The sequence below is a fragment of the Fodinibacter luteus genome (assembly GCF_039541575.1).
In the GTDB taxonomy this organism is placed as follows: domain Bacteria; phylum Actinomycetota; class Actinomycetes; order Actinomycetales; family Dermatophilaceae; genus Fodinibacter; species Fodinibacter luteus.
Window position 1 is genome coordinate 13,132 of record NZ_BAABGM010000032.1, and the last position, 26,930, is coordinate 40,061.

At 73.5% G+C, this 26,930-nt stretch carries 24 protein-coding genes; 5 read left to right on the top strand and 19 right to left on the bottom strand.

The window, feature by feature from the left end; translation table 11 throughout:
* Nucleotides 1-22: 22 nt before the first annotated feature.
* From serA to ABD899_RS18435, 5 genes are all read right to left on the bottom strand, one after another.
* Entirely contained in the window at nucleotides 23-1,609 is a 1,587-nt protein-coding gene (gene serA / locus ABD899_RS18415) for a phosphoglycerate dehydrogenase (RefSeq protein WP_345208767.1), read from the bottom strand.
* Nucleotides 1,610-1,957: 348 nt separating this feature from the next.
* Nucleotides 1,958-2,464 (bottom strand): DedA family protein, encoded by a 507-nt coding sequence (locus ABD899_RS18420; RefSeq protein ID WP_345208769.1) that lies wholly within the window; start codon nucleotides 2,462-2,464, stop codon nucleotides 1,958-1,960.
* Between the two features lie 149 nt (nucleotides 2,465-2,613).
* Nucleotides 2,614-3,828 (bottom strand): ketol-acid reductoisomerase, encoded by a 1,215-nt coding sequence (gene ilvC, locus ABD899_RS18425; RefSeq protein WP_345208771.1) that lies wholly within the window; start codon nucleotides 3,826-3,828, stop codon nucleotides 2,614-2,616.
* Nucleotides 3,785-4,297, bottom strand: a complete 513-nt coding sequence (gene ilvN, locus ABD899_RS18430) for an acetolactate synthase small subunit (RefSeq protein ID WP_345208773.1) — start codon at nucleotides 4,295-4,297, stop codon at nucleotides 3,785-3,787. Before ilvN ends, ilvC begins: the two co-directional genes overlap by 44 nt.
* 14 nt (nucleotides 4,298-4,311) lie before the next feature.
* Nucleotides 4,312-6,183: an acetolactate synthase large subunit gene (locus ABD899_RS18435; RefSeq protein ID WP_345208775.1), complete on the bottom strand. Its 1,872-nt coding sequence runs from the start codon at nucleotides 6,181-6,183 to the stop codon at nucleotides 4,312-4,314.
* 383 nt (nucleotides 6,184-6,566) lie between these two features.
* Between ABD899_RS18435 and ABD899_RS18440 the strand changes: the two genes are divergently transcribed.
* Nucleotides 6,567-7,670 (top strand): hypothetical protein, encoded by a 1,104-nt coding sequence (locus ABD899_RS18440; RefSeq protein ID WP_345208777.1) that lies wholly within the window; start codon nucleotides 6,567-6,569, stop codon nucleotides 7,668-7,670.
* Between the two features lie 228 nt (nucleotides 7,671-7,898).
* Here the strand turns inward: ABD899_RS18440 and ABD899_RS18445 are convergent, their stop codons facing one another.
* The 7 genes from ABD899_RS18445 to ABD899_RS18475 all read right to left on the bottom strand — a co-directional run bounded on the left by ABD899_RS18445 (nucleotide 7,899) and on the right by ABD899_RS18475 (nucleotide 15,929).
* A complete protein-coding gene (locus ABD899_RS18445) occupies nucleotides 7,899-9,470 on the bottom strand; it encodes a hypothetical protein (protein ID WP_345208779.1) in 1,572 nt (523 codons plus the stop codon).
* A gap of 13 nt (nucleotides 9,471-9,483) precedes the next feature.
* On the bottom strand, nucleotides 9,484-10,254 hold the full coding sequence (locus ABD899_RS18450; RefSeq protein WP_345208781.1) for an ABC transporter ATP-binding protein: 771 nt from the start codon (nucleotides 10,252-10,254) through the stop codon (nucleotides 9,484-9,486).
* Nucleotides 10,247-11,947, bottom strand: coding sequence for a dihydroxy-acid dehydratase (ilvD, locus tag ABD899_RS18455; RefSeq protein ID WP_345208783.1), 1,701 nt, complete (start codon nucleotides 11,945-11,947; stop codon nucleotides 10,247-10,249). The genes ABD899_RS18450 and ilvD overlap by 8 nt, the downstream gene beginning before the upstream one ends.
* 60 nt (nucleotides 11,948-12,007) lie before the next feature.
* Nucleotides 12,008-12,772, bottom strand: a complete 765-nt coding sequence (locus tag ABD899_RS18460) for an anti-sigma factor domain-containing protein (RefSeq protein WP_345208785.1) — start codon at nucleotides 12,770-12,772, stop codon at nucleotides 12,008-12,010.
* The gene (locus tag ABD899_RS18465) at nucleotides 12,759-13,325 is read right to left on the bottom strand and encodes an RNA polymerase sigma factor (protein WP_345208787.1); all 567 of its coding nucleotides are present in this window, start codon (nucleotides 13,323-13,325) and stop codon (nucleotides 12,759-12,761) included. Before ABD899_RS18465 ends, ABD899_RS18460 begins: the two co-directional genes overlap by 14 nt.
* A gap of 238 nt (nucleotides 13,326-13,563) precedes the next feature.
* A complete protein-coding gene (locus tag ABD899_RS18470) occupies nucleotides 13,564-13,815 on the bottom strand; it encodes a tryptophan-rich sensory protein (protein ID WP_345208788.1) in 252 nt (83 codons plus the stop codon).
* Nucleotides 13,812-15,929: an MMPL family transporter gene (locus tag ABD899_RS18475; RefSeq protein ID WP_345208789.1), complete on the bottom strand. Its 2,118-nt coding sequence runs from the start codon at nucleotides 15,927-15,929 to the stop codon at nucleotides 13,812-13,814. The genes ABD899_RS18470 and ABD899_RS18475 overlap by 4 nt, the downstream gene beginning before the upstream one ends.
* 116 nt (nucleotides 15,930-16,045) lie before the next feature.
* Between ABD899_RS18475 and ABD899_RS18480 the strand changes: the two genes are divergently transcribed.
* From ABD899_RS18480 to ABD899_RS18490, 3 genes are all read left to right on the top strand, one after another.
* Nucleotides 16,046-16,489: a MarR family winged helix-turn-helix transcriptional regulator gene (locus ABD899_RS18480; protein ID WP_345208790.1), complete on the top strand. Its 444-nt coding sequence runs from the start codon at nucleotides 16,046-16,048 to the stop codon at nucleotides 16,487-16,489.
* Nucleotides 16,486-17,493, top strand: coding sequence for an SDR family NAD(P)-dependent oxidoreductase (locus tag ABD899_RS18485; protein ID WP_345208792.1), 1,008 nt, complete (start codon nucleotides 16,486-16,488; stop codon nucleotides 17,491-17,493). The genes ABD899_RS18480 and ABD899_RS18485 overlap by 4 nt, the downstream gene beginning before the upstream one ends.
* A 95-nt stretch (nucleotides 17,494-17,588) precedes the next feature.
* The gene (locus ABD899_RS18490) at nucleotides 17,589-19,079 is read left to right on the top strand and encodes a hypothetical protein (protein WP_345208794.1); all 1,491 of its coding nucleotides are present in this window, start codon (nucleotides 17,589-17,591) and stop codon (nucleotides 19,077-19,079) included.
* A gap of 102 nt (nucleotides 19,080-19,181) precedes the next feature.
* On the opposite strand, the gene ABD899_RS18495 is transcribed toward ABD899_RS18490, so the two are convergent.
* Nucleotides 19,182-19,418: a hypothetical protein gene (locus ABD899_RS18495; RefSeq protein WP_425474995.1), complete on the bottom strand. Its 237-nt coding sequence runs from the start codon at nucleotides 19,416-19,418 to the stop codon at nucleotides 19,182-19,184.
* Between the two features lie 35 nt (nucleotides 19,419-19,453).
* Entirely contained in the window at nucleotides 19,454-19,984 is a 531-nt protein-coding gene (locus tag ABD899_RS18500) for a SixA phosphatase family protein (protein ID WP_345208796.1), read from the bottom strand.
* 120 nt (nucleotides 19,985-20,104) lie between these two features.
* Between ABD899_RS18500 and ABD899_RS18505 the strand changes: the two genes are divergently transcribed.
* Nucleotides 20,105-20,812 (top strand): DUF937 domain-containing protein, encoded by a 708-nt coding sequence (locus tag ABD899_RS18505; RefSeq protein WP_345208798.1) that lies wholly within the window; start codon nucleotides 20,105-20,107, stop codon nucleotides 20,810-20,812.
* 108 nt (nucleotides 20,813-20,920) lie between these two features.
* Here the strand turns inward: ABD899_RS18505 and ahpF are convergent, their stop codons facing one another.
* The 5 genes from ahpF to gatC form a co-directional block, all read right to left on the bottom strand.
* Nucleotides 20,921-22,522 carry an alkyl hydroperoxide reductase subunit F gene (gene ahpF / locus ABD899_RS18510; protein WP_345208800.1) on the bottom strand — a complete coding sequence of 534 codons (1,602 nt, stop codon included), beginning with the start codon at nucleotides 22,520-22,522 and terminating at the stop codon, nucleotides 20,921-20,923.
* 5 nt (nucleotides 22,523-22,527) lie between these two features.
* A complete protein-coding gene (ahpC, locus tag ABD899_RS18515) occupies nucleotides 22,528-23,091 on the bottom strand; it encodes an alkyl hydroperoxide reductase subunit C (protein WP_345208802.1) in 564 nt (187 codons plus the stop codon).
* 296 nt (nucleotides 23,092-23,387) lie between these two features.
* Entirely contained in the window at nucleotides 23,388-24,917 is a 1,530-nt protein-coding gene (gatB, locus tag ABD899_RS18520; protein WP_345208804.1) for an Asp-tRNA(Asn)/Glu-tRNA(Gln) amidotransferase subunit GatB, read from the bottom strand.
* Nucleotides 24,918-24,920: 3 nt separating this feature from the next.
* Entirely contained in the window at nucleotides 24,921-26,441 is a 1,521-nt protein-coding gene (gene gatA, locus ABD899_RS18525; protein WP_345208806.1) for an Asp-tRNA(Asn)/Glu-tRNA(Gln) amidotransferase subunit GatA, read from the bottom strand.
* Nucleotides 26,442-26,538: 97 nt separating this feature from the next.
* Nucleotides 26,539-26,835: an Asp-tRNA(Asn)/Glu-tRNA(Gln) amidotransferase subunit GatC gene (gene gatC, locus ABD899_RS18530; protein ID WP_345208808.1), complete on the bottom strand. Its 297-nt coding sequence runs from the start codon at nucleotides 26,833-26,835 to the stop codon at nucleotides 26,539-26,541.
* Nucleotides 26,836-26,930: the final 95 nt, after the last annotated feature.

The following is a 26,930-nucleotide window of genomic DNA, read 5'->3' on the forward strand; positions in this document are numbered from 1 at the left end:
CGCCCCGGCCCGGCGGTCGGGATCAGACGAGGTCGACGACGCGGACGGTCTCGGCGCCGATCTCCTTCTCGATCGCGGTGACGACGTCGTCCGGGATCTCGTTGTCGACGGTGAGGGCCACGAGGGCCTTCGCCGTCTCGTCGTCGCGCGAGACCTGCATGCCCGCGATGTTGACGTCGGCGTCGCCGAGCAGCTTGCCGACCGCGCCGATGACGCCCGGCCGGTCCTCGTAGGAGAAGAACGCCATGTGCGTGCTCAGGGGGATCTCGAGGTCGTAGCCGTTGATGCCGATGAGCTTCTGCACCATCTTGGGGCCGGTGAGCGTACCCGAGACCGACACCGTCGTGCCGTCGGAGAGCGTGCCGTGGAGCGTCGTGACGTTGCGGAAGTCCTCCGAGGTCTCCTCGGTGAGCAGGCGCGACGCGCAGCCACGATCCTTGGCGATGAGCGGCGCGTTGACGTACGTCACGGGGTCCTCGGTGATGTCGGTGAACAGGCCCTTGAGCGCCGAGAGCTCCCACACCGACACGTCGTGGCTCGTGATCTCGCCACGCACCTCGACGTCGAGCTGCACCGGGACGGACCCGGCGAAGGCGGTGAAGACGCGGCCGAGCTTCTCGACGAGGTCGATGCCGGGGCGCACCTCCTCGGCGACGGCGCCACCCGAGACGTTGACGGCATCCGGCACGAGGTCGCCGCCGAGGGCGAGGCGGACCGACTTCGCGACCGCCACGCCGGCCTTCTCCTGGGCCTCCTCGGTCGAGGCGCCGAGGTGCGGGGTGACGACGACCGACTCGAGGGCGAAGAGCGGGCTGTCGGTGCACGGCTCCTTGGCGAACACGTCGATGCCGGCCCCGGCGACGCGACCCTCGGTGATGGCCTCGGCGAGGGCCTCCTCGTCGAGCACGCCACCGCGGGCGGCGTTGACGACCCGCACGGTGGGCTTGACCTTCGTCAGGGCCTCCTTGCCGATGAGCCCGACGGTCTCGGGCGTCTTCGGCAGGTGGATCGTGATGAAGTCGCTCTCGGCGAGCAGCTCGTCGAGGGTGACGAGGCGGGCCCCGAGCTGGCCGGCGCGCTGCACGGACACGTAGGGGTCGTAGGCGAGGATCTCGACGCCGAAGCCCTTGAGGCGCTCGGCGACGAGCTGGCCGATGCGGCCGAACCCGACGATGCCGACCTTCTTGTCGAGCAGCTCGACGCCGCCGTACTTGCTGCGCTTCCACGCACCGTTGCGCAGCGCCTCGTTGGCCGGCGCGATGTTGCGGGCGCAGGCGAGGAGCAGGCCGACCGCAAGCTCGGCGGCCGAGGTGATGTTGGACGTCGGGGCGTTGACGACCATGACGCCGGCCTTGGTCGCCGCGTCGACGTCGACGTTGTCGAGACCCACGCCGGCCCGCGCGACGACCTTGAGGGTGCGGGCCGCCGCGAGCGCCTCGGCGTCGATGTTCGTCGCGGAGCGGATGAGGATCGCGTCGACGTCGGCGATGGCCGGGAGCAGCTGGGCGCGGTCTGCGCCGTCGACGTGGCGGACCTCGAAGTCCGGGCCGAGGGCATCGATGGTCGCGGGCGAGAGCTCCTCGGCGATGAGGACGACGGGCTTGGTCACGAAGGGTCTCTCTTCTCGGTGCTTCGGTCGGTCTGCCCGCCAGGGCGTGCGGGATGCCGGGTGCCCGGGTGGGCGGCGCCCGCGACCGGGGTGGTCCGGGCCAGCCGGCACGCCGCTGGGCCGGGATTCCATGATAGGGGCGTGCCAGCATGTGGACACCGCCGCCCACGATGTGACCCGCAGGGGGCTTCGCCCGTGTCCCCCGACCCCGGAAATCCCCTGGGAGCTCCGCCTGTGCGCCCGCCAGCCGGGTCGAGGTGAAACCGCCAGCCCAGGTGCGCAGGATCACCCCGAATGCCGCGAGGCCCCGCTGGGTCGAGGTGCTACCGCGTGCCCAGGTGCGCAGGATCACCTCGAGTCGGCGGGAGCCTCCGTCGTCGGGGTCGGCACCGGGTCGTCGCCCGCGGGTCGCTCGAGCCGCCGGGACACGAGGACGATCGCGACGACGACCCCGACGGCGACGAGCCCCCACCACCACGACAGGTCGCCGAACCACGCGTCGAGCACCGTGAACCCCACCGTCGTGTAGACGAGCGCCCACAGCGCGGCACCGACGGTGACGGCGGGCAGGAAGCGGCGCTGCGGCATCCTCAGCATGCCTGCCGACGCGTTGATGGCCGTCTGCACGCCGACCGTGAGGAAGCCCAGCGTCACCGCCGGGGCGCCGAAGCGTCGCACCCATCCCTCCGCGCGGCGCACGACGGGTCGCTCGAGCTGGTGCGACCAGCGCGAGCGGCCACCACCGGCCCGAACCCCGCGCCCGAGCCAGTACGTCGCCGTCCCCCGGGTGAACGCCCCGACCCAGAGCACCGCGAAGACGACCCCGACGGGCCAGTCCTCGACGAACGACTCCACGGGAGAAGCGTAGGCGCCCGGGGACCCGTGATCCCCGTCCCCAGCGCACCCACCCCGACTCCGTGCGACATCAGTGCGGTTTTCGCGAGGCGACGCCCGCAGAACCGCACCGATGTCGCACGAGGTCGCAGGTGCCCGGGTGGGAGGCGTCAGCGGGCGGCGGAGCCCTCTGTGTAGTCGGCGTCGCGGTCGGTGTCGACCCACGCCATGAGCTTGCGCAGCTCGCGACCGGTCGCCTCGATCGGGTGCTGGGCGCCCTTCTCGCGCAGCGCCGTGAACTCCGGCGCCCCGGCGTCCTGGTCGTCGATGAACCGCTGGGCGAACGAGCCGTTGCGGATGTCGGCGAGCACCGCCTTCATGTTCTCCTTGACGTGCGGGTCGATGACGCGTGGCCCGGACACGTAGTCGCCGTACTCGGCCGTGTCGGACACCGACCAGCGCTGCTTGGCGATGCCGCCCTCGATCATGAGGTCGACGATGAGCTTGAGCTCGTGGAGGCACTCGAAGTACGCGACCTCGGGCTGGTAACCCGCCTCGACGAGGGTCTCGAAGCCGTACATGACGAGCTGCGAGGCGCCGCCGCAGAGCACCGCCTGCTCGCCGAACAGGTCGGTCTCGGTCTCCTCGGTGAACGTCGTGCGGATGCCGCCCGCGCGCAGCCCGCCGATGGCCTTGCCGTAGGACTTCGCGAGGTCCCACGCGGCGCCGGAGGCGTCCTGCTCGACGGCGAGCAGCACCGGGACCCCACGGCCGTCGACGAACTCGCGGCGCACGATGTGGCCCGGGCCCTTCGGCGCGACCATGAGGACGTCGGAGCCGGCCGGGGGCTTGATGTAGCCGAAGCGGATGTTGAAGCCGTGGCCGAAGAGCAGGGCCGCGCCGTCGGCGAGGTTCGGCGCGATGTGCTCGGCGTAGACCCCGCGCTGCACCTGGTCGGGGGTGAGGATGACGACGAGGTCGGCCTCCCTGACGGCGTCCGCGACGTCGAGCACGCGCAGGCCCTCGGCCTCGGCCTTGGGTCGCGACGCCGAGCCCGCGGCGAGGCCGACGCGCACGTCGACCCCGGAGTCGCGCAGGTTGAGCGCGTGGGCGTGGCCCTGGCTGCCGTATCCGATGACCGCGACCCTGCGGCCCTGGATGACGGACAGGTCGGCGTCGTCGTCGTAGAACATCTCGGCCATCGTGTCGGCCTCTCCTTGTGGGTGGTGGTTGGTTCTCGTCGGACTGTATGCCGTGCGCCCGGCGGCGTGCGGCGTGGTCTCGTCCCGCGGGGACGGTGGGTTCGAGGCCGTCGTCCGGGTCGTCGCCCGACCGGCGGACTCAGGCGCTGCGCAGGGTGCGGTCGGTGATCGAGCGGGGGCCACGGCCGATCGCGACGATGCCGGACTGCACGAGCTCCTTGACGCCGTACGGGTCGAGGACGTCGAGCAGGGCCCGCAGCTTGTCGGTCGTGCCGGTCGCCTCGATGGTCAGCGAGTCGGTGGCGACGTCGACGACCTTGGCGCGGAACATCTGCACCATCTCGAGCACCTGGCTGCGGGTCGCGGCGTCGGCGCGCACCTTGATGAGCATGACCTGGCGCTGGACCGCCGAGCTCGGCTCGAGCTCGACGACCTTGAGCACCTCGACGAGCTTGTTGAGCTGCTTGGTCACCTGCTCGAGCGGGAGCTCGTCGACGTCGACGACGACGGTCATCCGCGACACGTCGGCGTACTCGGTCTCCCCCACCGCGAGGGAGTCGATGTTGAAGCCCCGCCGGGAGAAGAGGGCGGCGATCCGGGCGAGGACGCCCGGCTTGTTCTCGACGAGGACGGACAGGGTGTGCTTGGACATGACGGCTGCGCCCTTCAGTTGCGGTGGGACCCGGAGGGGACCCCGTCGTGGTCGGCGTCGGTCGACTGCTCGATGGCCTCGGACTCCTCGCGGTCCCACTGGGGTGCGGTGTCGCGGGCGACCTGGATGAGGTCGTTGCTCACCCCGGCCGCGACCATCGGCCAGACCATCGCATCGCGGTGGACGACGAAGTCGACGACGACCGGCCGGTCGGTGACCTCCATCGCGGCGCGGATCGTCGCGTCGACGTCCTCGGGTCGCTCGCAGCGCAGCCCGGCGCACCCGTAGGCCTCGGCGAGCTTGACGAAGTCCGGGACCCGCGAGCCGACCGAGGTGTGCAGGTCGGTGTTGGAGTAGCGCTCGTTGTAGAAGAGCGTCTGCCACTGCCGCACCATGCCGAGCGAGCTGTTGTTGATGACCGCGACCTTGATCGGGATGTTGTTGATGACGCAGGTCGCGAGCTCCTGGTTCGTCATCTGGAAGCAGCCGTCGCCGTCGATGGCCCACACGGTGCGTCCGGGCTCGCCGACCTGCGCGCCCATGGCTGCGGGCACGGCGTACCCCATCGTCCCGAGGCCGCCGGAGTTGAGCCAGGCGTTGGGGCGCTCGTACTGCACGAACTGGGCGGCCCACATCTGGTGCTGGCCGACGCCGGCGACGTAGACGGCATCCGGGCCGGCGATCGCGCTGAGCCGCTCGATGACGTACTGCGGCGCGAGCGAGGCCTCCTCGGGCTCGGTGTAGCCGACCGGGAAGAGCGACTTCCAGCCGGCGACCCGCTCGCGCCACTCGGTGTAGTCGCCGCCCCGTCCGGCGTCGTTGTCGGCGTCGACGGCCTCGATGAGGTCGGCGATGACGGCCTTGCAGTCGCCGACGATCGGCACGTCGGCCTTGCGGTTCTTGCTGATCTCGGCCGGGTCGATGTCGGCGTGGATGACCTTGGCCTCCGGGGCGAAGCTCTTGAGCTGGCCGGTGACCCGGTCGTCGAAGCGGGCGCCGAGGGCGATGATGAGGTCCGACTTCTGCAGGCCGGTGACGGCGGAGACCGAGCCGTGCATGCCCGGCATCCCGAGGTGGAGCGGGTGGCTGTCGGGCAGCGCGCCGCGGGCCATGAGGGTCGTGACGACCGGGATCTGCGAGAGCTCGACGAAGCGGCGCAGCTCGTCGCTCGCGCGGGCCCGGATGACACCCCCACCGACGTAGAGCACGGGGCGCTCGGCCTCGGCGATGAGCCGGGCCGCCTCGCGGATCTGCTTGCTGTGCGGCCGGGTCACCGGGCGGTAGCCGGGCAGCTCGATGCGCGGCGGCCACGAGAAGGTCGTGCGGGCCTGGAGCGCGTCCTTGGAGATGTCGACGAGCACCGGCCCGGGGCGCCCGGTGGCGGCGATGTGGAACGCCTCGGCGATGACCCGCGGGATGTCGTCGGCCGTGGTCACGAGGTAGTTGTGCTTCGTGATCGGCATCGTGATGCCGCGGATGTCGGCCTCCTGGAAGGCGTCGGTGCCGATCGCGGCCGAGCTCACCTGGCCGGTGATCGCGACGATCGGCACCGAGTCCATGTGCGCGTCGGCCAGCGGGGTGACGAGGTTGGTCGCACCCGGCCCGGACGTCGCCATGCACACGCCGACCCGCCCGGTCGCCGCTGCGTAGCCCTCGGCGGCGTGGCCGGCACCCTGCTCGTGGCGCACGAGGATGTGGCGCACCTTGACCGAGTCGAGGAGCGGGTCGTACGCCGGGAGGATCGCCCCGCCCGGGATGCCGAACACCGTGTCGACGTCCATCGCCTCGAGCGAGAGCACGAGGCTCTGCGCGCCCGTCACCTCGATGGGGGTCCGTGCCCTGGCCTGCTGCGCGACCTGCGCGGGACTGGGCGCGCTGGGGGCCACTGGGACAACCGGGTTCGCCGGTCTCACTTCGGTCACTGCCGTTCACCGCTCTCTGGTCTTCGCCGAGTGCTCGCGCCCGGCGTCCGTGCACAAAAAAACCCTCCAGTCCCGTGGCGGGACGACGGAGGGAGCGCGTCTGGTCGGGATCGGTCAGACGCGCCGGGGAAGTACGAGGACTCGGGCCACACGTGAACTCTCCCCCGGCGGGTATGCCGTGTCAACCGGCGAGACGGCCAATCCCACGATCCGGAACCGTGAGGTCGCTCACCCGGTGCGGGTGAACTACCCGGATGCCGCCTCGCCGTGCGGTCCGGCTCCGCTAGCGTTCGCGCCAGCCCGGCCGCTCAGGCGAGGCCACCCCACCCGGTCACAGGAGCGCCGCCATGACCACCGAGACCACCATCGTCTTCGTCACCGTCGTCGGCCTGCGGTTCCTCCTGCCGCTGTTCATCCCACGCTGGCCGCTCCCCGCCGTCCTCGCCTGCCTCGTGCTCGACGGCATCGACCAGTCGATCTTCCAGGCCTTCGGCTTCGACCCTCCCGGGTACCAGAACTACGACAAGGCGATGGACCTGTTCTACCTGTCGATCGCGTTCCTGTCGTCGCTGCAGAACTGGACCCACTCCGGCGCCGTCGGCATCTCCCGGTTCCTCTTCTTCTACCGGATGGTCGGGGTCATGGCGTTCGAGATCACCGGGGTGCGCACCATCCTCCTCATCTTCCCCAACACCTTCGAGTACTTCTTCATCGCCTACGAGGCGGTCCGGCTCCGCTGGGACCCGCGTCGGTTCAGCCGCCACTTCTGGATCGTCACCGCGGCCTGTATCTGGATCTTCATCAAGCTGCCGCAGGAGTACTGGATCCACGTCGCCCAGCTCGACTTCACCGACACCTGGCAGGAGGTGCCGTGGTTCCCGCCGCTCGTCGTCAGCGCCGTGCTCGTCGGGCTCGCCGTGCTCTGGTTCGTCGTGCGCCCGCGCCTGCTGCCGCCCGACCACGCCTGGCGCGTCGCGGCGGACCCCCTGCCGGAGGAGATGGCCACCGCCGCCCAGCGGGACGCGTGGACCGCCGCCCACGTGCGGATCTGGTCGTGGTCGACGCTGGAGAAGGTCGTGCTCATCGGGCTGCTCTCGACGATCTACGCGCGCATCCTGCCCGGCCTCGAGGTCTCCGACCTGCGGATGTTCGTCGGCATCGCCGCGTACGTCGTCGCCAACGTCGCGATCTCGCTCGTCGTCGCCCGCCGTGTCGGCAGCCGCGAGGGGCTGGCCGCGGCCTTCGGCAGCCGCGTCCTCGTCAACCTCGGCCTCGTCCTCGTCGCCCGGATCCTCCTCGGGGGCAGCGCCCTCGACGAGTCGGCCACGGTGTTCTTCGTGCTCCTGCTCTCCCTCCTCGTCACGATGCACGACCGCTTCTCGCCCGTCGCCGCGGTGCGCGCCGAGCACGACGAGCGCGACCCGGCTCCCGCCGCACGGGCGGCGGCCTGACGAGCCGCTCACCCGCAAGCGCTCGCGCCCCGCAGCAGGACACCGCGGCTGCGCCGTCGGACAGGCAGTCGGGCACGGGAGAGGACTGGGCGCACCCGGGCCCCGCTCAGCCGAGTGACTCGGCGCAGCGACTGCATGTTCGTGTGGTCGCTGCCACCTCAGACGTCACGCACGCGGAGGACTCGGGAGGAAGCCGAGGGCGGGCGACCAGGACCACACACCCCGGGGTCACAGCTGGGCGGCATCCAGCTGGGCGAGCAGCTCCGGGGCCCGCCGGTCGAGGCGTCGCCCGCCGAGCACGACACCCAGCGCGAGCAGGCCGAGGCCGTAGCCCGTGCCGACGCCGAGCGCGACCCACCGGCCGGCGCCCGACCCCGACGTCGCGACGGCGAGGACGGCGGCCGGCAGGGTGAGGAGCACCGGCCCGACGAACGACACGATGGCGGTGAGGCACCCCTGTGCGGCTCCGCCCGACGTCGCCGCGAACGGGTTCCCGCCGGTGCGCGGCGCGGTCCCGGGGAGCACGGCGCCGACCGCGACGGCTAGCCCGAGGCTGGCGAGGAACGCGACGACGACGACGGTGAGCCACGGCACCGGGCTGGAGATGACCCCAAGGGCCAGGCTCACGGCATACGTGAGCACGACGACCGGCCCGAAGACGACGGTCGAGGCCAGGGCCCGGCCCAGCCGGTCCTCCCACCCGCGGACGCCGACCGCGACGTGCAGCCACCACGCCGGCCCGTCGAAGGCGAGGTCGTTCATGAGGGTGAGGCCCGCGAAGACGGCGAGGGTGACGATGCCGACCCCGGCGAGGCCGGGGGCGTCGGTGAGGACCGCCTGGACGACGAAGAAGACCGGCAGGACACCCGTGCGCAGGGCGATCCCGACGAGGCGGCTGTCGCGGTACCAGGCCCGCACCCGCCGCGCGGCGATCGTCGCGGTCGGGGAGGTGCCGAGGAGGGCGGGCAGGAGCAGGCCCCGGCCGATGCGCTGACCTCCCGAGCTCGTGAGCGGCGAGGTGAGCGAGCGGGCGAGCAGGCGCATCCACACCACCCACAGGAGCCCGACGAGTCCGACGGCGAGGACGAGGTGCGCGGCGGCGCTGCCCCACCGACCCGTGGCGACGTCGAACGGCAGGGCCCAGGCCCAGCCGACCGGGGTCCACGAGGCGACCGTCGCCGAGCGCGTCGCATCGAAGGCGGTGAGGTCGGCGACGACCGATCCCGTCGTGAGGAGGAGGTTGAGCCCGAGCGGCAGGAGCGTGGCGAGCGAGACGACCACCGCCCCGAGCACCCGCCCCACCCGGGTCGTCATGACCCGGGCGAGCGCACTCGTCACGGCGCGCGAGAGCAGCACCGCCGTGAGCACGCCGAGCACCCCGCCGAGCAGGGCCGCGGGAACCGCCGCCGGGTGGCCGAACCACGCGCCGACCTGCGCGAGCGCGAGCCCCGAGAGCATGACGGCCGGGATGCCGGTGAGCGCCGCGGCGAGCAGCCCCCGGGCGAGCTCGGGGGCCCGCAGCGGGAGCACGGCGAAGCGGGCGGGGTCGAGGGTCGCGTCGACGCCGGCGGCGATGAGGGCGAGCACGGTCCACATGAGCGTCAGGACGGTGAAGAGCGGCACGGTGAGCGCCGTGACCCGCAGCGGCTGCCCGGACAGCAGCACGAGGGTCGGGCCGAGGAGCGCGAGCACGGCGAGGGCGCCGAGGCCGCCGAGGATCGACGACACGAGGTGGAGCGTGCTGCGCGCCATGGCGGTGCGCCACATCGCGAGGCGCAGGCGCACGACGAGGGCGGTCACGGCATCCGCCGCCTCACCCCAGCCACGCGAGGCCGTCGCCCCCGGCGTCGGACGCCCCGACGAGCTCGAGGAAGCGGTCGTGGAGGGTGCCGCCGCGGGTCAGCCCGGCGACCGTGTCGGCGGCGAGCACCCGCCCCGAGGAGATGACGGCGACCCGGTCGCACAGGCCCTCGACGAGCTCCATGACGTGGCTCGACATGACGACGGTGCCGCCGCCCGCGACGTACCGGCGCAGGATCGTGCGGATCGTCTGGCCCGACACCGGGTCGACCGCCTCGAACGGCTCGTCGAGCACGAGCAGGCGCGGGGCGTGGATGAGGGCGGCGGCGAGGCTGACCTTCTTCACCATCCCGGCCGAGTAGTCGGCGACGACCGTGCGGGCGTCGTCGGCGAGGTCGAGCACGGCGAGCAGCTCGTCGGCGCGGTCGGCGGTGACGTCGCGCGGCATCCGGCGCAGCGCCCCGACGTAGGTGAGCAGCTCGCGTCCCGACAGCTGCTCGAACAGCCGCATCCCGTCGGGGGCCACCCCCATGACCGCCTTCGCCGCGGCGGGGTCGGCCCAGACGTCGTGGCCGAGCACGCGGGCGGTGCCGCCGTCGGGCCGCAGCAGCCCGGTGGCCATCGACAGGGTCGTCGTCTTGCCCGCCCCGTTCGGGCCGACGAGCCCGTAGAGGGAGCCGCGCGGCACGGCGAGGGAGAGCTCGTGGACGACCCGGCGCCCGCGGAACTCCTTGACGAGGCCGGTCAGCTCGAGCGCCGGCCCCACCCCCGACGGCTCAGTCACACACGGCGCCCTGGCTCGCGCTGCCGACGAGCCGCCGGTACTTCGCGAGGACGCCACGGGTGTACTTCGGGGCGGGGTGGGTGAGGCCCTCGGCCCGGCGTCGCGCGAGCTCGTCGTCGTCGACGAGGAGGTCGAGGCGGCCCTGGGCGACGTCGAGCCGGATGCCGTCGCCGTCGCGGACGTAGGCGATCGGCCCCTCGTCGACGGCCTCGGGGGCGACGTGCCCGACGCACAGGCCGGTCGTGCCGCCCGAGAACCGCCCGTCGGTGAGGAGGAGCACGTCCTTGCCGAGGCCGGCACCCTTGATGGCGCCGGTCACCGCGAGCATCTCGCGCATCCCGGGCCCGCCCTTGGGGCCCTCGTACCGGATGACGACGACGTCGCCGGCGACCATCGTGCCGTCCTCGACGGCATCCATCGCGGCCCGCTCGCCGTCGAAGACGCGGGCGGTGCCCTCGAAGACGTCGGAGTCGAACCCGGCCGACTTGACGACGGCACCCCCGGGCGCGAGCGAGCCGGTGAGGATCGTGATGCCGCCGGTCGCGTGGATCGGCTCGCGCATGGCCCGCACGACCTTGCCGTCGACGTCGGGCGGCGCGATGTGGGCGAGGTTGTCGGCCATGGTGCGCCCGGTGACGGTGAGGCAGTCGCCGTGCAGGAGACCGGCATCGAGCAGGGCACGCATGACGACGGGCACGCCGCCGACGCGGTCGACGTCGGTCATGACGTAGGAGCCGAACGGCTTGACGTCGGCGAGGTGCGGCACCCGCCGGCCGATCCGCGCGAAGTCGGCGAGGGAGAGGTCGACGTCGGCCTCGTGCGCGATCGCGAGCAGGTGCAGGACGGCGTTCGTCGAGCCGCCGAAGGCCATGACGACGGCGATGGCGTTCTCGAAGGCCTCCTTGGTCATGATGTCGCGCGCGGTGATGCCGCGGCGGAGCAGCTCGACGACGGCCTCCCCCGACCTGCGGGCGAAGCCGTCGCGCCGGCGGTCGGTGGCCGGAGGTGCCGCCGAGCCGGGCAGGGACATCCCGATCGCCTCGGCCACCGAGGCCATCGTGTTGGCGGTGTACATGCCGCCGCAGGCGCCCTCGCCGGGGCAGATCGCGCGCTCGATGGCGTCGACGTCCTCGCGGCTCATCAGGCCGCGGGCGCACGCGCCGACCGCCTCGAACGCGTCGATGATCGTCACGGTGCGCTCGGAGCCGTCGGACATCTTCGCGATGCCGGGCAGGATCGACCCGGCGTAGAGGAAGACCGACGCCAGGTCGAGGCGCGCGGCGGCCATGAGCATGCCGGGCAGCGACTTGTCGCACCCGGCGAGCAGCACGGAGCCGTCGAGGCGCTCGGCCTGCATGACCGTCTCGACCGAGTCGGCGATGATCTCGCGGCTCACGAGGGAGAAGTGCATGCCCTCGTGGCCCATCGAGATGCCGTCGCTCACCGAGATCGTGCCGAACTCGAGCGGGTAGCCGCCGCCGGCGTGGACGCCCTCCTTGACCGCCTTGGCGAGCCGGTCGAGCGACAGGTTGCACGGCGTGATCTCGTTCCACGAGCTCGCGACGCCGATCTGGGGCTTCGCGAAGTCGTCGTCACCGAGGCCCACCGCCCGCAGCATCCCCCGCGCCGCGGTCTTCTCGAGCCCGTCGGTGACGTCGCGGCTGCGGGGCTTGATGTCCGGTGACGTGGTCATGCCGCTCATCCTAGGGAGCCGGCGCGCCGGGACGCCCCGGCGTCCCGGCGGCCGGCGCGCTCAGGTGGCGAGGGTGCCGCGCACGACGCTGTCGCCGGAGTGCTCCGGGGCCGCGTCGAAGCCCTCGCGGGAGATGTCGACGATGACGTAGCCCTCGTCGAGCAGGTCCTGCGGGATGGCGAAGGACTGGTCGGTCTCGCCGGGGCGGAGCACGCCGACCGACACCATGCGCTGGAGGTCCTCGTTGATGAGCCACACCTCGAGGTACCCGTCCGCCGCGTCGATCGGCTCGGTGCGCACGGCCAGGTCGAGCCGGTCCTCGTGCCGCACGACGTCGGCGGACCCCTTGACCTGCTGGGTGTCGAGGGTGTCCAGGCTCGTGCTCGCGACCGTGGTGCCGGCCGGCACCGCCTCCTCGCGGTCGAGCAGGCGCGTCCCGGCCACGCCGACGACGAGCCCGGCCGCCGCCGCACCGGCGACCCAGGCGAGCGGGAGGCCGCGGCGCTGGCGCGCACCGCGGCGCCGGCTCAGCTCGTCGGCGGGGACGACGGCGGACGCGCCGGCGTCGGTGGACCCGGGGGCGTCGGTGGACGCGGGGGCGTCGGCGACGGCGTCGCCGGCGATCTCGGCCTGCACGGCATCCCACACCGACGGTGGTGGCGCGACGAGGTCGGGCACCGGCGCGCGCAGGGCCGTCAGGGTGTCGCGCAGCGCGGCGACGTCGTCGGAGCAGGACGGGCAGCCGCGGGCGTGGTCCCCCGACTCCGCGGGCACGGGCTCGCCGAGGGCGAGGGCGGCGAGCGTCTCGTCGTCAGGATGGGACATGGTTCACCTCCTCCAGGCGGGTCCTCAGGTGGAGCAGTCCTCGTCGGACATGGCTCTTGACGGTGCCGAGCGGGAGCTCGAGTCTTCGGGCGATCTCCTCGTGGGTGAGGTCCTCGAGGAACGCCATCCGCACGACGGTGGCCCGGGGGTCCCCGAGCCGGGCGAGCTCGTCGTGCAGGACGAGCCGGGCCGCGAGCTGGTCGTCGGGGGGCGGCGCGTGCTCGTCGGGCAGGGTGTTGACGGCCACGGCCGCGGCGTCACGGGCCGAACGGGCCCGCTTCGCGTGGACGTCGGCGACCTTGTGCCGGGTGATGCCGACGAGCCACCCGGGCACCGACCCGCGTTCGGGGCGCAGCGTGTGGCGGCTGCGCCACGCGGCGACGAAGACCTGCTGGGTGACGTCCTCGGCGTCGTGGTGGTTGCCGAGGGAGCGCATCGCCAGGGTGTGCACGAGGGAGGACCACTCGCGGTAGGCCTCGGCCAGGGCCTCGCTCGATCCCGCGCGCAGGCGCGCCGCGAGGTCGTCGAGGTGGACCTGCTCACCGGTGCTCACGGCCTCCACGATAGGCCGAGGCGGCGTGACAGTGCGCAGCAGAGGGAGCGTGTCCCGCCGCCTGGCCGCCCGCCGGGGCGGCGCGAGGGTCGCGAGGTCGCCCACGGCGGTGGCGTTCGCCAGGAGCAGCATCGGACGTCCTCTCTCGTGCGGCACGGGCCGCGGAGTGCGACCTCACCCCTCATTCCGCCGATCGGCCCCGCGCGGATGCACTCACGGCCGGGAGATCACGAGAAGGTCACGACGGCTTCCCGGCGAGCCGGTGGTAGCCCACGGCGAGGCCCGTCGCGACGGTGATGCCCGACACTGCGAGGGCACCGACGTTGAGCGGCCAGCCGACGCCGAACACGGCATCCGGCGGCTGCCAGCGGGGGCGCTGCAGCGCGGCGGCCCAGCGCGAGCCGGCCGTCGTCCACCGGCTCGCGAGCACGGCGTAGCCCGTGACGACGGTGAGCACGGCCGTGACGAGGCCGAGGCCCTGCGGGGTCACGCCGTGCCGATCCCCGCGGCCCCGGCGGGAACCGGCTCGCCGGCCACGGCGGGCTCGCGCGGCTCGTCACCGTCGGGCGCGGCGGCCCCGCCGGACCGCCCGGCGTCGACGCGCCTCGGCCACCAGAACCGGTCGCCGAGGATGAGCGCGATGGCCGGCACGAGCACGGTGCGCACGACGAGGGTGTCGAGGAGCACACCGACGCAGATGATGACGCCGAGCTGGGCGAGCACGACGAGCGGGAGCACGCCGAGCACCGCGAAGACGGCGGCGAGCAGGATGCCGGCGCTCGTGATGACGCCGCCGGTCGCGGCGAGTGCACGCAGCATCCCCTGCCTCGACCCGTGCCCGCGGGCCTCCTCGGCCGCCCGGGTGACGAGGAAGATGTTGTAGTCGACGCCGAGCGCGACGAGGAAGACGAAGGCGAGGAGGGGGACGCCGTCGTCGAGCGCCTCGAACCCGAACACCTGCGTGAAGAGCACCCACGACACCCCGAGGCTCGCGAGGTACGTGGCGACCACCGTCGCGACGAGCACGACCGGGGCGACGACGGAGCGCAGGAGCAGGCCGAGCGCGACGAGGACGAGGGCGAGGATGAGCGGGATGATGACCGCACGGTCGCGGGCGGCGGCGTCGGACGCGTCGAGCGCCTCGGCCTCGGTGCCGCCGACGTGGGTGTCCGTGCCGACGTCGAGCGCCTCGCGCAGGGCGACGACCGTGGCCTGGGCCTGCGACGACCCGGGCTCGGCGTCGAGGACGGCGTCGACCTCGGTGACGCCGTTGCCGCTCGCGCCGACGCGGGCGTCGCTCACCCCCTCGACGCTGCGCGCCGTCTCGGCGACGGCCTCGCCGTCACCGCGCGTCATGACGACGGTGGGGTCGGCGGCACCCGCCGGGAACGACTCGGCGAGGCGCTCACCGGCCGCGATGGCCTCCGGCTTCTCGAGGAACTGGTCGGCACCGGACAACCCGGTCTGGATCTGCGAGATGCCGCCGGCCATGACGGCGAGGGCGAGCAGGGTGACGGTGACGAAGCCCGCGGGCCGCGCCGCGACGGCGTTCCCGATCCGCCGCCACAGCGAGTGCGAGTCGGCGAGCCCGGCCTGGCCGACGCTCGGCACCCTGGGCCAGAAGATCCAGCGACCGAAGACGACGAGGGCCGCGGGAAGCACGACGAGCGCGAAGACCGCGGCGACGACGATGCCCACCGCGCACGCCAGGCCGAGGCCCCGGGTCGCCGGGAAGAGCGAGAGGAGCAGTGTGAGCAGGCCGAGGACGACCGTCGTGGCGCTCGACAGGACGGCCTCGGTCGTGCGGCGCACCGCGACGGCCATGGCCTCGCGGCGGTCCTCGGTGCCCCGGAGCTCGTCGCGGTAGCGGCTGATGAGGAGCAGGGCGTAGTCGGTGCCCGCGCCGAAGACGAGCACCGACAGGATGCCGATCGTCGACTCGTCCCACAGCACGTCGAAGGTCGCGAGGGTGTGGGTCGCGAGGACGGCGGCGAGCTGGTCGGCGACCCCGACGACCGTGAGCGGCACGAGCCACAGCAGCGGGCTGCGGTAGGTGATGACGAGCAGGATCGCGACGACGGCTGCCGTGGCGGCGAGCAGGCGCACGTTCGCCCCGTCGAACACCGCCGCGAGGTCGGCCTGGACGGCGGCCGGCCCGGTCACCTGGGCGGTGAGACCTTCGGGCAGCCCGGCCGTGGCGGCCTCGCGCAGCTCGGCGACCGCGTCGGCGGTCTCCGCGGCGTCGTTCGAGTCGACCGGGACGACGAAGGTCGCGGCCGTGCCGTCCTCGGCCACGACGGGGGGCGCCCCGGTGGCACCGGGCAGGGTGCGCGAGCGCTCCTCGACGAGGGCGATCTCCTGCGGCGTCAACGCGTCGTCGCTGCTGTACAGGACGACGGCGGCCGAGCCCTCGGCCTCCGGCAGCTGGGCCCGCAGCTCGGCGGCGGCCTTGCTGTCGGTGCCGTCGGGCAGCGCCGCGACCGCGGTGGGCGGCCCCTCGGCCTGGCCCACGCCCCCGATGACCGCGCCGGCCCCGACGAGGGCGAAGAGGGCGAGCAGCCCGGCCACCCAGCGCCGGGTGATGAGGTGGGCGAGACGGTCCATGCGGCTCTCCTTGGTACGGTGTCCCTCGGTCGATGAGTCACCAGATTGCTAAGTAGGTGAGTGACGTTAGGGAACCGGACCCCACTGAGGCAACTTTGTCTAAGGTTGTGGCGGACGTGCGATCGGTCGCCCCCCACTACCGGGAGTCGGCGACGCTCGACGCCCTCCAGGAGCTCGTCGACGTCGCGGCGCAGGTGCCGCACGAGGTGGCCCGGCAAGCGGGGCTCTCGGTGTCCGAGCTGCACTCGCTGCGTCACCTCATGGGCACCCCCATGGGTCCGGTCGAGCTGGCCCGCGCGCTGGGCGTCACCTCGGCGGCCTCGTCGGGGGTCGTCGACCGGCTCGCCGCCCGCGGCCACGTCGAGCGCCGACCGCACCCGGACGACGGGCGCCGCACCGAGGTCGTCATCACCGACTCCGGGCGGGCCGAGGTGTTCACCCGCCTCGCGCCGATGTTCAGCGGCCTCGCCGAGATCGACTCCTCGCTCAGCGACCGCGAGCGCGCGGTCGTCGAGCGGTACCTGCGGGGCGCGACCGCCGCGATGCGGGCCCTGATGTGAGCGGCTCGCTCGTCATCGGGGCCTCGAGGGCCCTCGACACCGTGCTCGACCGCACCGTCGTGCCGGGCTTCAGCCGGGTCGGGTCGGCCGTGCGCCGCCGCCTCCCGACGTGGCCCGACGACCCCCGGCCCGGCGCCCTCGCCGGCCGCCACGTCGCGGTCACGGGGGCGTCCTCCGGCCTCGGGCGCCGCACCGCCCTCGACCTCGCGGCCCTCGGGGCCACGGTGCACCTCGTCGTGCGCGACGCCGCCCGCGGCGCCCGGGTGGCGGCCGAGGCCGAGGCGGCCGGCGGTCGGGACGGTGCGGCCCGGGTCTGGGTGTGCGACGTGGCGGACCTCGACTCGGTGCGCGCGTTCTCCTCCGCGTTCCTCGAGGCTGGCATCGCGCTGCGCGGCCTCGTCCACAACGCCGGGGCGCTACCGGCCGCCCGGATCGAGTCGCCCCAGGGCCACGAGCTGACGATGGCCCTGCACGTCCTCGGCCCGGTGCTCATGAGCGAGCTGCTCCTCCCGCTGCTGTCGGCGGATGCCGGGCGCGTCGTGCTCGTGACGTCGGGGGGCATGTACACCCAGGCCCTCCCCGTCGACGACCCCGACTTCGTCCGCGGGGAGTACGGGGGCGCCGTCGCCTACGCCCGGAGCAAGCGCGGCCAGGTCGAGCTCCTGCCGGTGCTCGCCGAGCGGTGGCGCGCGTCGCGGGTCACCGTGCACGCCACCCACCCCGGCTGGGCGAGCACCCCCGGCGTCACGAGCTCGCTGCCCCGGTTCGCCACCCTCATGGGTCCGGTGCTGCGCTCGGAGTCCGACGGCGCCGACACGACGACGTGGGTCAGCGCCGTCGAGCCCGCACCGGCATCCGGCCACCTGTGGCACGACCGGCGGCGCCGGCCGAGGAACATGCTGCGCCGCACCCGCGCGTCCGATGAGGCGCGCTGGCGGTTCTGGGAGTGGGTCGCGGATGCCGTCGGCGTACCCGCGCGTCGACGATTCACCCGTGCGGGGTGACTCGCGCCGGGGGTGGCCGTCCCTAGATTCGAGGCGCGGCGCCGACCGTCGGCCGGACGGCCGGAAGGTGCGGTGCCGCAGCGACGAGGACGGTCATGAGCAGAGCACCCGAAGCACCCGACGCCTCCGTGCCCGAGACGACGGCGCCCGACGCGACCGCGGCCGAGGCGACCCCTCGGGGGGCCACCGCTCCCGAGTCGACCGCTGCGGAGGTGACCCAGCCGCTCACCGTCGACGAGCGGGCCGAGCTGGAGCGCCTGCGCGCCCTCGTCGCGAGCGAACCCGCGGCGCCGGCGCCGACCCGGCACCCGCAGCGGGGGCGCTGGGCCGGGGCGGTCGTCCTCATGCTCCTCGCCGCGCTCATCGCACCGCTCTCGGCGCTCGCGACGTGGTCGAACGCCACCCTCCTCGACACCGACGAGTACGTGGCCATGGTCGCGCCACTCGCCGAGGACCCCGCGGTGCAGGAGGAGATCTCGCGACGGATCACCGACGCCGTCTTCGAGCAGCTGCGCGTCGAGGAGCTCACCGCGAGCACCCTCGGCGCCCTCGCCGAGCGGCCCCGGGTCGAGGGCCTGACCCAGAACCTCCCGGTCGACCTCACGACGTTCGCCCAGCCCATCTCGAACGCGATCTACGGCTTCACCGAGGAGCAGGTCAGCAAGCTCGTCGCCTCGGACGCCTTCGAGGACGCGTGGATCGCCGCCAACCGCGAGGCGCACGCGAGCCTCGTCGCGGCCCTGACCGGGGAGACGAGCGCCGGGCTGACGGTCGAGGACGGGCGGGTGGCGGTCAACCTCGCCGCGTTCATCGACGCGATCAAGCCGGTGCTCATCGAGCGCGGGGTCCCGTTCGCCGACCGCATCCCCACCGTCAACGCGCAGTTCGTCGTGCTCGACAGCGCGAACCTCGCGAACGCCCAGTCCGCCATCCGGCTGCTCGACCTGCTGCACACCGTGCTCCCCATCGCGGCGGTGCTCCTCCTCGCAGCCGGGGTCGCGCTCGCACCGGCGCGTCGCCGCGCCCTCGTCATCGGTGCGTCGATGGTCGTCGGGTCGCTCGTGCTCCTCCTGCTCGGCGTGCAGGTCCTGCGCGCCCTCTACCTCGACGACATCGAGCAGGCGCTCCTCGTGCCCGAGGTGGGGCAGGTGCTCTTCGACACCGTGACGGTGCCGCTGCGGCTGTGGGTGCGCTCGGCGGCCGTGCTCTTCCTCGTCATCGCTGTGGCCGCCTGGCTGGCCGGGCCGTCGAGCGCCGCGCGGGCGGTGCGCACCGTGCCCGCCCGGATCGCCGGCTCGACGCGCCGGCCGACCGGCGCCCTCGCCTCGGTCGCCCGCTTCGCGCACCACAACGTCACGGGGCTGCGGGCCGCCGTCGGCGGGCTCGCCGTCCTGGCCGTGCTCGTCGGTGACCGTCCGAGCGCCGGCGACGTCGTCGTCATCGCCGTCGTCGTGGCGGTGGCGCTGACCGTCATCGAGGTGTTCCGACGGTGGGGCGCCCAGGTCGAGGAGGCGGACGCGGATGCCGGCGGGATCGCCGCTCCGGGCGCGGACGACTCGACGGCGGCCCTCCCGGTCAAGGGGTAGCGGGGCCCGCGACAGCCCGGGCCCGCGACGGCCGGGCCCCGCGACGGCCAGGCCCGCGAGGGGCCCGCGCCCGCGACAGCCGCCCGGGTTCGGGCGGACGGGTCAGGCCGCCCGGCGCCGCCCGAGGAGGAGGTAGGCGGCGGGCAGGACCCCGGCCGAGCTCACGACGGTGAGCGCCAGGCCCCAGACCGCCTTGGGCCCGAGCACCTGCTCGGCCGGCCTGTTCCTCAGGTCGGCGAGCGCCCAGGCCCGAAGACCGGCGTCGACGACGCCGGCGGTGACGACGACCGCCCGCGTCGTCGGGGACATCTCGTTCCACCGGGCACTGCGCATGCTCACCTCACACCTTCGTCATCGATCGGATTGGTCCGGCGTCATCCGCCGTCCCGGCACACGTGGAACCGTTCGAGCCGGGCGTCGCCGAACTCCAGGTCGGCCCAGCGACCCGAGTAGTGCAGCACGGCGACGGCGCACGTGGGGAAGCCCTCGGCCATCTTGCGGTGGCCCTCGACGCTCCCCTCGCCGTCGCAGAGCAGCTCGGTCAGCGAGGGGATCCCAGGGGCGTGCCCGACGACCATGACGACGTCGGCGTCCTCGTCGGCGTCGCGGACGACCTCGAGCAGCCGCTCGGGCGGGGCGAGGTAGATCCGGCGGTCGAGCCGCACCTCGGTCTCGGGGCACCCGCTCTCCCAGACCCCCTCGGTCGTCTGCTGGGTCCGTTCCGACGTCGAGCAGAGCACCTCGTCGACCCCGATGCCGTGCTCGACGAGCCACCGGCCGGCGGCGGCGGCGTCGCGCCGGCCGCGGGCCGTGAGCTCGCGCTCGTGGTCGTTGTCCCAGCTCTGCTGCTCGGCCTTGGCGTGGCGGAGGAGGACGAGGGTTCGGTCCTGCGCTGCACGGGTCATACCCCGATCATGCACCCGGGGCGGGGCCGCTGTCCCGGCCGGACCCTGTGGGCTGCGCGACCCGGGGCTAGGTTGTCCCCAGTGGGACGGAGTCGGTCCGCCCCGAGCGAAAGGACCCCCATGTCCGCAGTCGACGACATCCTCGGTGCCCTTCCGGCGGAGCAGATCTCCGCGCAGGTCGGGGCCTCCCCGGACGAGGTGCGCACCGCCGCCGCGGCCGTGCTGCCGGCCCTGCTCGGCGGCCTGCAGGCCAATGCCGGTGACCCCGCCGGCGCGGGCTCGATCCTCCAGGCGCTCGGCCAGCACGACGACGACCTGCTCACCGGAGGCGCCGAGCTGTCCGCGATCGACGAGCAGGACGGCAGCGCCATCGCCGGGCACATCTTCGGAGACCAGCAGGACGAGGTCGTCAACCGGCTCGGCGGGCTGCCCGCCATGGGGGGCGGCTCGGGGATGGGCGGGGCGCTCGTGCGCAAGCTGCTGCCGATCCTCGCGCCCATGGTGCTGTCCTGGCTCGCCAACCGGGTGCTCCGCGGGGGCGCGGGCGGCGGGGCGGGCGGGGCAGGCGGGGCCGGCGGAGCCACCGCCCCACGTGCCGACACCTCGCCGAGCCTGCCCGGTGGCTCCGGCACCGCCGGGGGGCCGGGGGGGCTCGACGACCTGCTGCGCGACGTCCTGGGCGGCGCCACCGCCGGGCCCGGCGGCCCGGCATCCGGCGGCGGCACGGGATCCGGCGGCACGGCATCCGGCGGCGCACCGGGCGGGATCGACGCGGGCAGCATCATCGGCGACCTGCTCGGCGGCATCCTCGGGGGCGGACGGCGCTGACGGCCTCCTCCCCCCGACCCGCCCGGGTCCATCCGGTCACCCGACCAACCCCCACCTCAACCGAGGACTCTTCTCGGGTCAGGTGGGGGTCTGCCCGGTGAGGTGACCTCAGGCCCGGGCGGCCGCCTCGTCGGCGTCGGATGCCGCGGGCGCGGACGTCCGGATGAGGTGGTCGAAGGCCGACAGCGCAGCCCCGGCACCGGCACCGGCGGCAGCGACGATCTGCTTCCACGGCGCGGTCGTGCAGTCACCGGCGGCGAACACACCGGGGATGCCGGTCGCGCCCCGCGCGTCGACGACCACCTCGCCGCTGGGGGTCATCTCGACGACCCCGTCGAGCCACTCGGTGTTGGGCAGGAGGCCGATCTGGACGAAGACGCCCTCGACGGGGAGCACCGTGGCCTCACCGCCGGCGCGGGGAGCGTGCCGGAGGCCGACCACCCTGGACCCGTCGCCGACGACCTCGGTCGTCGCGGTGCCCAGGAGCACGTCGATGTTGCCGAGGCTGCGGACCTTGCGCTGCAGGACGTCGTCCGCCTTGAGCTCGTCGGCGAACTCGACGAGCGTCACGTGCTCGACGACCCCCGCGAGGTCGATGGCGGCCTCGACCCCGGAGTTGCCGCCCCCGACGACGGCGACGCGCTTGCCGACGAAGAGCGGCCCGTCGCAGTGCGGGCAGAAGGTGACGCCCCGGTTGCGGTGCTCGTCCTCCCCGGGGACGTCGAGGGTGCGCCAGCGGGCGCCGCTCGCGATGACGACGGCCCGGGCCCGCAGCACGGCGCCCGACCCGAGGTGGACCTCGTGCAGCCCTCCGGGGACCGGAGCGGGGACCAGCCGTTCGGCGACCTGCCCGGTGACGACCTCGACGCCGAGACCACGGACCTGCCGCTCGAGGTCGGCTGCCATCCGCGGGCCCTCGGTGTGCTCGACGGACGGGTAGTTCTCGATCGTCATCGTGTCGAGCAGCTGGCCGCCGAAGCGCACGGCGAGCAGGCCGGTGCGGATGCCCTTGCGCGCGGTGTAGATCGCGGCGCTCGACCCGGCGGGGCCGCCGCCGACGACGAGCACCTCGAAGGGCTCGAGCGCAGCGAGCCGCTCGGCGTCACGCTCGGCGGCTCCGGCGTCGAGCCTGGCGACGACCTCCTCGAGGGTCATCCGTCCCTGACCGAAGAGCTCGCCGTTGCGGAAGACCATGGGCACGGCCAGCACGCCGCGCTCCTCGACCTCGCCGGGGAAGACGGCGCCGTCGATCGCGACGTGGCTGATGCCCGGGTTGAGGATGCTCATGAGGTTGAGCGCCTGCACGACGTCGGGGCAGTTCTGGCAGGACTGGCTGAAGTACGTCTCGAACCGGTGCTCACCGCCGAGGCCGCGCACGGCATCCAGCAGCTCGGCGGGGGCCGTCGAGGGGTGGCCGCCCACCTGGAGCAGGGCGAGGACGAGCGAGGTGAACTCGTGGCCGAGGGGCAGGCCGGCGAACTCGACCTCGACGTCGGTGCCCTCCCGGACCACGCGGAACGAGGGACGCCGCAGGGCGTCCCCGGTCCGGACGTGGGTGACCCGCCCGCCCGACAGCGCCGCGACCTCGTCGAGGAGCTCGGCGAGCTGCCCCGACGCGGTCGAGGCGTCGAGGGTGCTCACGAGCTCGACGGGGTGCACCACCTTCGTGAGGTAGGCCGAGAGCTGCTGGGCGAGAGCGGGATCGAGCATTGGGATCAGATCTTCCCCACGAGGTCGAGCGACGGGGCGAGGGTGTCCTCACCCTCCTCCCACTTGGCGGGGCAGACCTCGCCCGGGTGGTTGCGCACGTACTGGGCGGCCTTGACCTTGCGGACGAGCTCGGCGGCGTTGCGGCCGATGCCCTCGGCGGTCACCTCGTGGAACTGGATGACGCCGTCGGGGTCGACGAGGAAGGTGCCGCGGTCGGCGAGGCCCTCGGCCTTGCGCAGGATCTTGAAGTTCCTCGAGATCCGCTGGGTGGGGTCGCCGACCATCGGGTAGGTGACCTTGCGGATCGTGTCCGACGCCTCGTGCCACGCCTTGTGCGTGAAGTGGGTGTCCGTCGAGACCGAGTAGACCTCGACACCGAGGGCCTTGAGCTCCTCGTAGTGGTCGGCGAGGTCGCCGAGCTCGGTCGGGCAGACGAAGGTGAAGTCGGCCGGGTAGAAGAAGAAGATCGCCCACTTGCCCTCGATGTCGCGCGAGGAGACCGGGACGAAGGAGCCGTTGACGAAGGCCGTGGCCTCGAAGGGCTTGATGGTCGAGTTGACGAGGGACATGCGGGGTCAGTGCTCCTTCGTGAGGGGGGATGGTCCCTCCAGGGGGCGTCGCCGTTGCCGCCACCGATCTGGAGTGGTTAAAGACTACCGGTGAGCACCGGCTCGGCCCGCAGCGGGGTTCCGCAGCACGGAACACGGTCCGGCACAGCCGAGGTGGCGCTCGGCCGGCACTCGGCCGGCACTACGCCGACGGTGCCCGCTCTCGCCCCCCTCAACGCGCTCGACTTCGTGCACATCACCCACCCCAACGGGCCGGTTCCGGGTCGTTTCGGGTGGGTGATGTGCAAGAAGTCGGGTCAGGACTGGCCGAGGCGCTCCAGGATGATGGCCCGGGCGGTGCCGGCGTCGGCCTGGCCCTTCGTCTCGCGCATGACCTGCCCGATGAGCGCACCGACGGCCGCAACCTTGCCGTCGCGGATCTTCGCGGCGACGTCCGGGTTGGCCGCGATGACGGCGTCCACCGCCGCCTCGAGCGCGCCGGTGTCCTGCACGAGCGCGAGCCCACGGGCATCGGCGACCTCGGTCGGGGTGCCCTCGCCCGCGAGCACGCCCTCCCAGGCCTGGCGCGCCATCGAGTCGTTGAGCCGCCCGGACGTCACGAGGCCCTCGAGCTCGACGACGGATGCCGGCCCGACGCCGAGCGCGGCGGCGTACGTCGGCACGTCCTGCCCCGCGGCGTTGGCCTGCCGGGCGACCTCGCCCGACCACCACTTGCGGGCGGCCGCCGGTGAGGCGCCCGCCGCGACGGTCTCCTCGACGAGGTCGACGAGCCCGGCGTTGACGACGTCGCGCATCTCGAGGTCGGCGAAACCCCACGTCGCCTGCAGCCGCTTGCGCCGGGCGGCCGGCGGCTCGGGCAGGGTGCCCCGCAGCGCGTCGACGGTCTCGCGGGAAGGCGCGACCGGCACGAGGTCGGGCTCGGGGAAGTAGCGGTAGTCGTCGGCGTCGGACTTGATCCGGCCGGACGTCGTGACACCGGTGTCCTCGTGCCAGTGCCGGGTCTCCTGGACGACCGTGCCGCCCGCGCTGAGCACCGCGGCGTGCCGGCCGACCTCGTAGCGCACCGCCCGCTCGACCGAGCGCAGCGAGTTGACGTTCTTGGTCTCCGAGCGCGTGCCGAACACCTCGGCCCCCCTCGGCATGAGGGAGAGGTTGACGTCGCAGCGCATCGAGCCCTGCTCCATCCGCACGTCGGACACCTCGAGCGCCTTGAGGAGGTCGCGCAGCGTCGCGACGTAGGCCCGCGCGATCTCCGGGGCCCGCTCCCCCGCCCCGGTCATCGGCTTCGTGACGATCTCGATGAGCGGGATGCCGGCGCGGTTGTAGTCGACGAGGCTGTGCGTCGCCCCGTGGATGCGGCCGGTCGAACCGCCGACGTGCAGCGACTTGCCGGTGTCCTCCTCCATGTGCGCGCGCTCGATCTCGACCCGGTACACGGTGCCGTCGTCGAGCTCGACGTCGAGGAAGCCGTCGAACGCGATCGGCTCGTCGTACTGGGAGGTCTGGAAGTTCTTCGGCATGTCCGGGTAGAAGTAGTTCTTCCGGGCGAAGCGGCACCACGACGCGATCTCGCAGTTGAGCACCAGCCCGATGCGGATCGCCGACTCGACCGCCTTCTCGTTGACGACCGGCAGCGCGCCGGGCAGCCCGAGGCAGACCGGGCACACCTGGGTGTTCGGCTCGGCGCCGAACCCGGTCGGGCAGCCGCAGAACATCTTCGTCGCCGTGTTGAGCTCGACATGCACCTCGAGTCCCATGACGGGGTCGTAGGCCGCGATCGCGTCCTCGAAGGGCACGGTCGCCTCGGCGTGGGTGCGGGTCGTCATCGCTCAGGCCTCCTTGGTCGTGGCGAGCGCGGGGGCCCGGTCGAGCAGCGCGCCGCCCCACGCGGCGGTGAGCCGCGCCTCGAGGGCCGCGCCGACGGCGTACAGGCGGTGGTCCTGCATCGCCGGGGCGAGGATCTGGAAACCGGCGGGCAGGCCGTCCTCCTCGGCGAGTCCGCTCGGCACGGACATGCCCGGGATGCCGGCGAGGTTGGCCGGGATCGTCGCGATGTCGTTGAGGTACATCGCCATCGGGTCGTCGAGCTTGTCGCCGAACCGGAACGCCGTCGTCGGCGCGGTGGGGCTGACGAGCACGTCGGCCGTCTCGAAAGCCCGGGTGAAGTCGTCCGCGATGAGGCGGCGCACCTTCTGTGCCGAGCCGTAGTAGGCGTCGTAGTAGCCGCTCGACAGGGCGTACGTGCCGAGGATGATGCGGCGCTTGACCTCGTCGCCGAAGCCGGCGTCTCGGGTGGCCGCCATGACCTGCTCGGCGCTCGGCTCGTCGACCCCCTCGGGGGCGACCCGCAGTCCGTAGCGCATGGCGTCGAACTTCGCCAGGTTGCTCGACGCCTCGCTCGGCAGGATGAGGTAGTACGCGGCCAGGGCGTAGGTGAAGCTGGGGCAGGAGACCTCGACGACCTCGGCTCCGGCGTCGACGAGGTGCTGGACGGCCTCGTCGAAGCGGGCCTGCACACCGGCCTGGAAGCCCTCGCCGGTGAGCTCGCGCACGATGCCGATCCTCAGCCCCGCGACGTCGGCGCGGCGCGCCGCCTCGACGACGGGCGGCACCGGTGCGTCGATCGACGTGGAGTCCATCGGGTCGTGCCCGCCGATGAGCTCGTGGAGGAGGGCGGCGTCGAGCACCGTGCGCGTGCACGGACCGGCCTGGTCGAGCGAGGAGGCGAGCGCGACGAGCCCGTAGCGCGAGACGCCGCCGTACGTCGGCTTGGTGCCGACCGTGCCGGTGACGGCCGCGGGCTGACGGATCGACCCCCCGGTGTCGGTCCCGATCGCGAGCGGCGCCTGGAAGGAGGCGACCACCGATGAGGAGCCACCGCCGGAGCCACCGGGGATGCGCTCGAGGTCCCACGGGTTGCGGCTCGGGCCGTAGGCACTGTGCTCGGTCGAGGAGCCCATCGCGAACTCGTCCATGTTCGTCTTGCCGAGGATCGGCATGCCGGCCCCACGCAGTCGGGTCACGAGCGTCGCGTCGTAGGGGGGTACCCATCCCTGGAGGATCCGTGACCCGCACGTCGTCGGCAGGCCACGGGTCGTCATGACGTCCTTGACCGCGATCGGCACGCCGGCGAGCGCGTGCAGCGGCTCCCCCGCGGCCCGGCGCCGGTCGACGGCGTCCGCCTGAGCCAGGGCCCCCTCCGCGTCGACGTGGAGGTAGGAGTGCACGTCGCCGTCGACGGCGGCGGTGCGGTCGAGGTGGGCCCGCGCCACATCGCGCGCCGACACGCTCCCCTGCGCGAGGAGGTCGGCGAGCTCGGCGGCGGTGGACCGGGTGAGGTCGGTGGTCACGTCGTGGCTTCCTGTGGGTGCGGGGCCGGGTGGGTGAGGTGACGGCGGATGCCGTGGCACGGCATCCGGCGTCCGCCTCGGGCGGGTTGGGGTGCCCTCAGTCCTGGTCGAGGATCCGGGGGACGGAGAAGCGCTGCTGCTCGGACTCCGGCGCGCCGGACAGGGCGTCCTCGGGCGAGAGCGAGGGGCGGACGACGTCGGGGCGCGTGACGTTGACGATCGGCATCGGGTGGCTCATCGGCTCGACGTCGGCGATCGGCGCCTGCTGCACCGTTGCGACCGCCTCGAGGATGACGCCGAGCTCGCCGACCATCCGGTCGAGCTCGGCGTCGGAGAGGTCGATGCGGGCGAGACCGGCGAGGTGCGCCACGTCGTCACGGGTGAGGTCGGCCATGCGGGTCAGTCTATGGGTCCGTGGGGCGGGCGCCGTGGCGGGCGACGCAGGGGCGGTGGGGCGGGCGAGGCGGGGGGCGGCCGGTGGGCGGGCGC

Excerpts from the sequence above, each read along its gene's own strand:
- gatB (WP_345208804.1), bottom strand. The coding sequence starts at position 24,917 with ATGACGACCCGCACCCACGCCGAGGCGACCGTGCCCTTCGAGGACGCG.
- gatC (WP_345208808.1), bottom strand. The coding sequence starts at position 26,835 with ATGGCCGACCTCACCCGTGACGACGTGGCGCACCTCGCCGGTCTCGCC.
- ilvN (WP_345208773.1), bottom strand. The coding sequence starts at position 4,297 with ATGTCCAAGCACACCCTGTCCGTCCTCGTCGAGAACAAGCCGGGCGTC.
- ABD899_RS18475 (WP_345208789.1), bottom strand. The coding sequence starts at position 15,929 with ATGGACCGTCTCGCCCACCTCATCACCCGGCGCTGGGTGGCCGGGCTG.
- ABD899_RS18460 (WP_345208785.1), bottom strand. The coding sequence starts at position 12,772 with ATGTCCCATCCTGACGACGAGACGCTCGCCGCCCTCGCCCTCGGCGAG.
- ABD899_RS18505 (WP_345208798.1), top strand. The coding sequence starts at position 20,105 with ATGTCCGCAGTCGACGACATCCTCGGTGCCCTTCCGGCGGAGCAGATC.
- ABD899_RS18440 (WP_345208777.1), top strand. The coding sequence starts at position 6,567 with ATGACCACCGAGACCACCATCGTCTTCGTCACCGTCGTCGGCCTGCGG.
- ahpC (WP_345208802.1), bottom strand. The coding sequence starts at position 23,091 with ATGTCCCTCGTCAACTCGACCATCAAGCCCTTCGAGGCCACGGCCTTC.
- ABD899_RS18490 (WP_345208794.1), top strand. The coding sequence starts at position 17,589 with ATGAGCAGAGCACCCGAAGCACCCGACGCCTCCGTGCCCGAGACGACG.
- ilvD (WP_345208783.1), bottom strand. The coding sequence starts at position 11,947 with ATGACCACGTCACCGGACATCAAGCCCCGCAGCCGCGACGTCACCGAC.
- ABD899_RS18500 (WP_345208796.1), bottom strand. The coding sequence starts at position 19,984 with ATGACCCGTGCAGCGCAGGACCGAACCCTCGTCCTCCTCCGCCACGCC.
- ahpF (WP_345208800.1), bottom strand. The coding sequence starts at position 22,522 with ATGCTCGATCCCGCTCTCGCCCAGCAGCTCTCGGCCTACCTCACGAAG.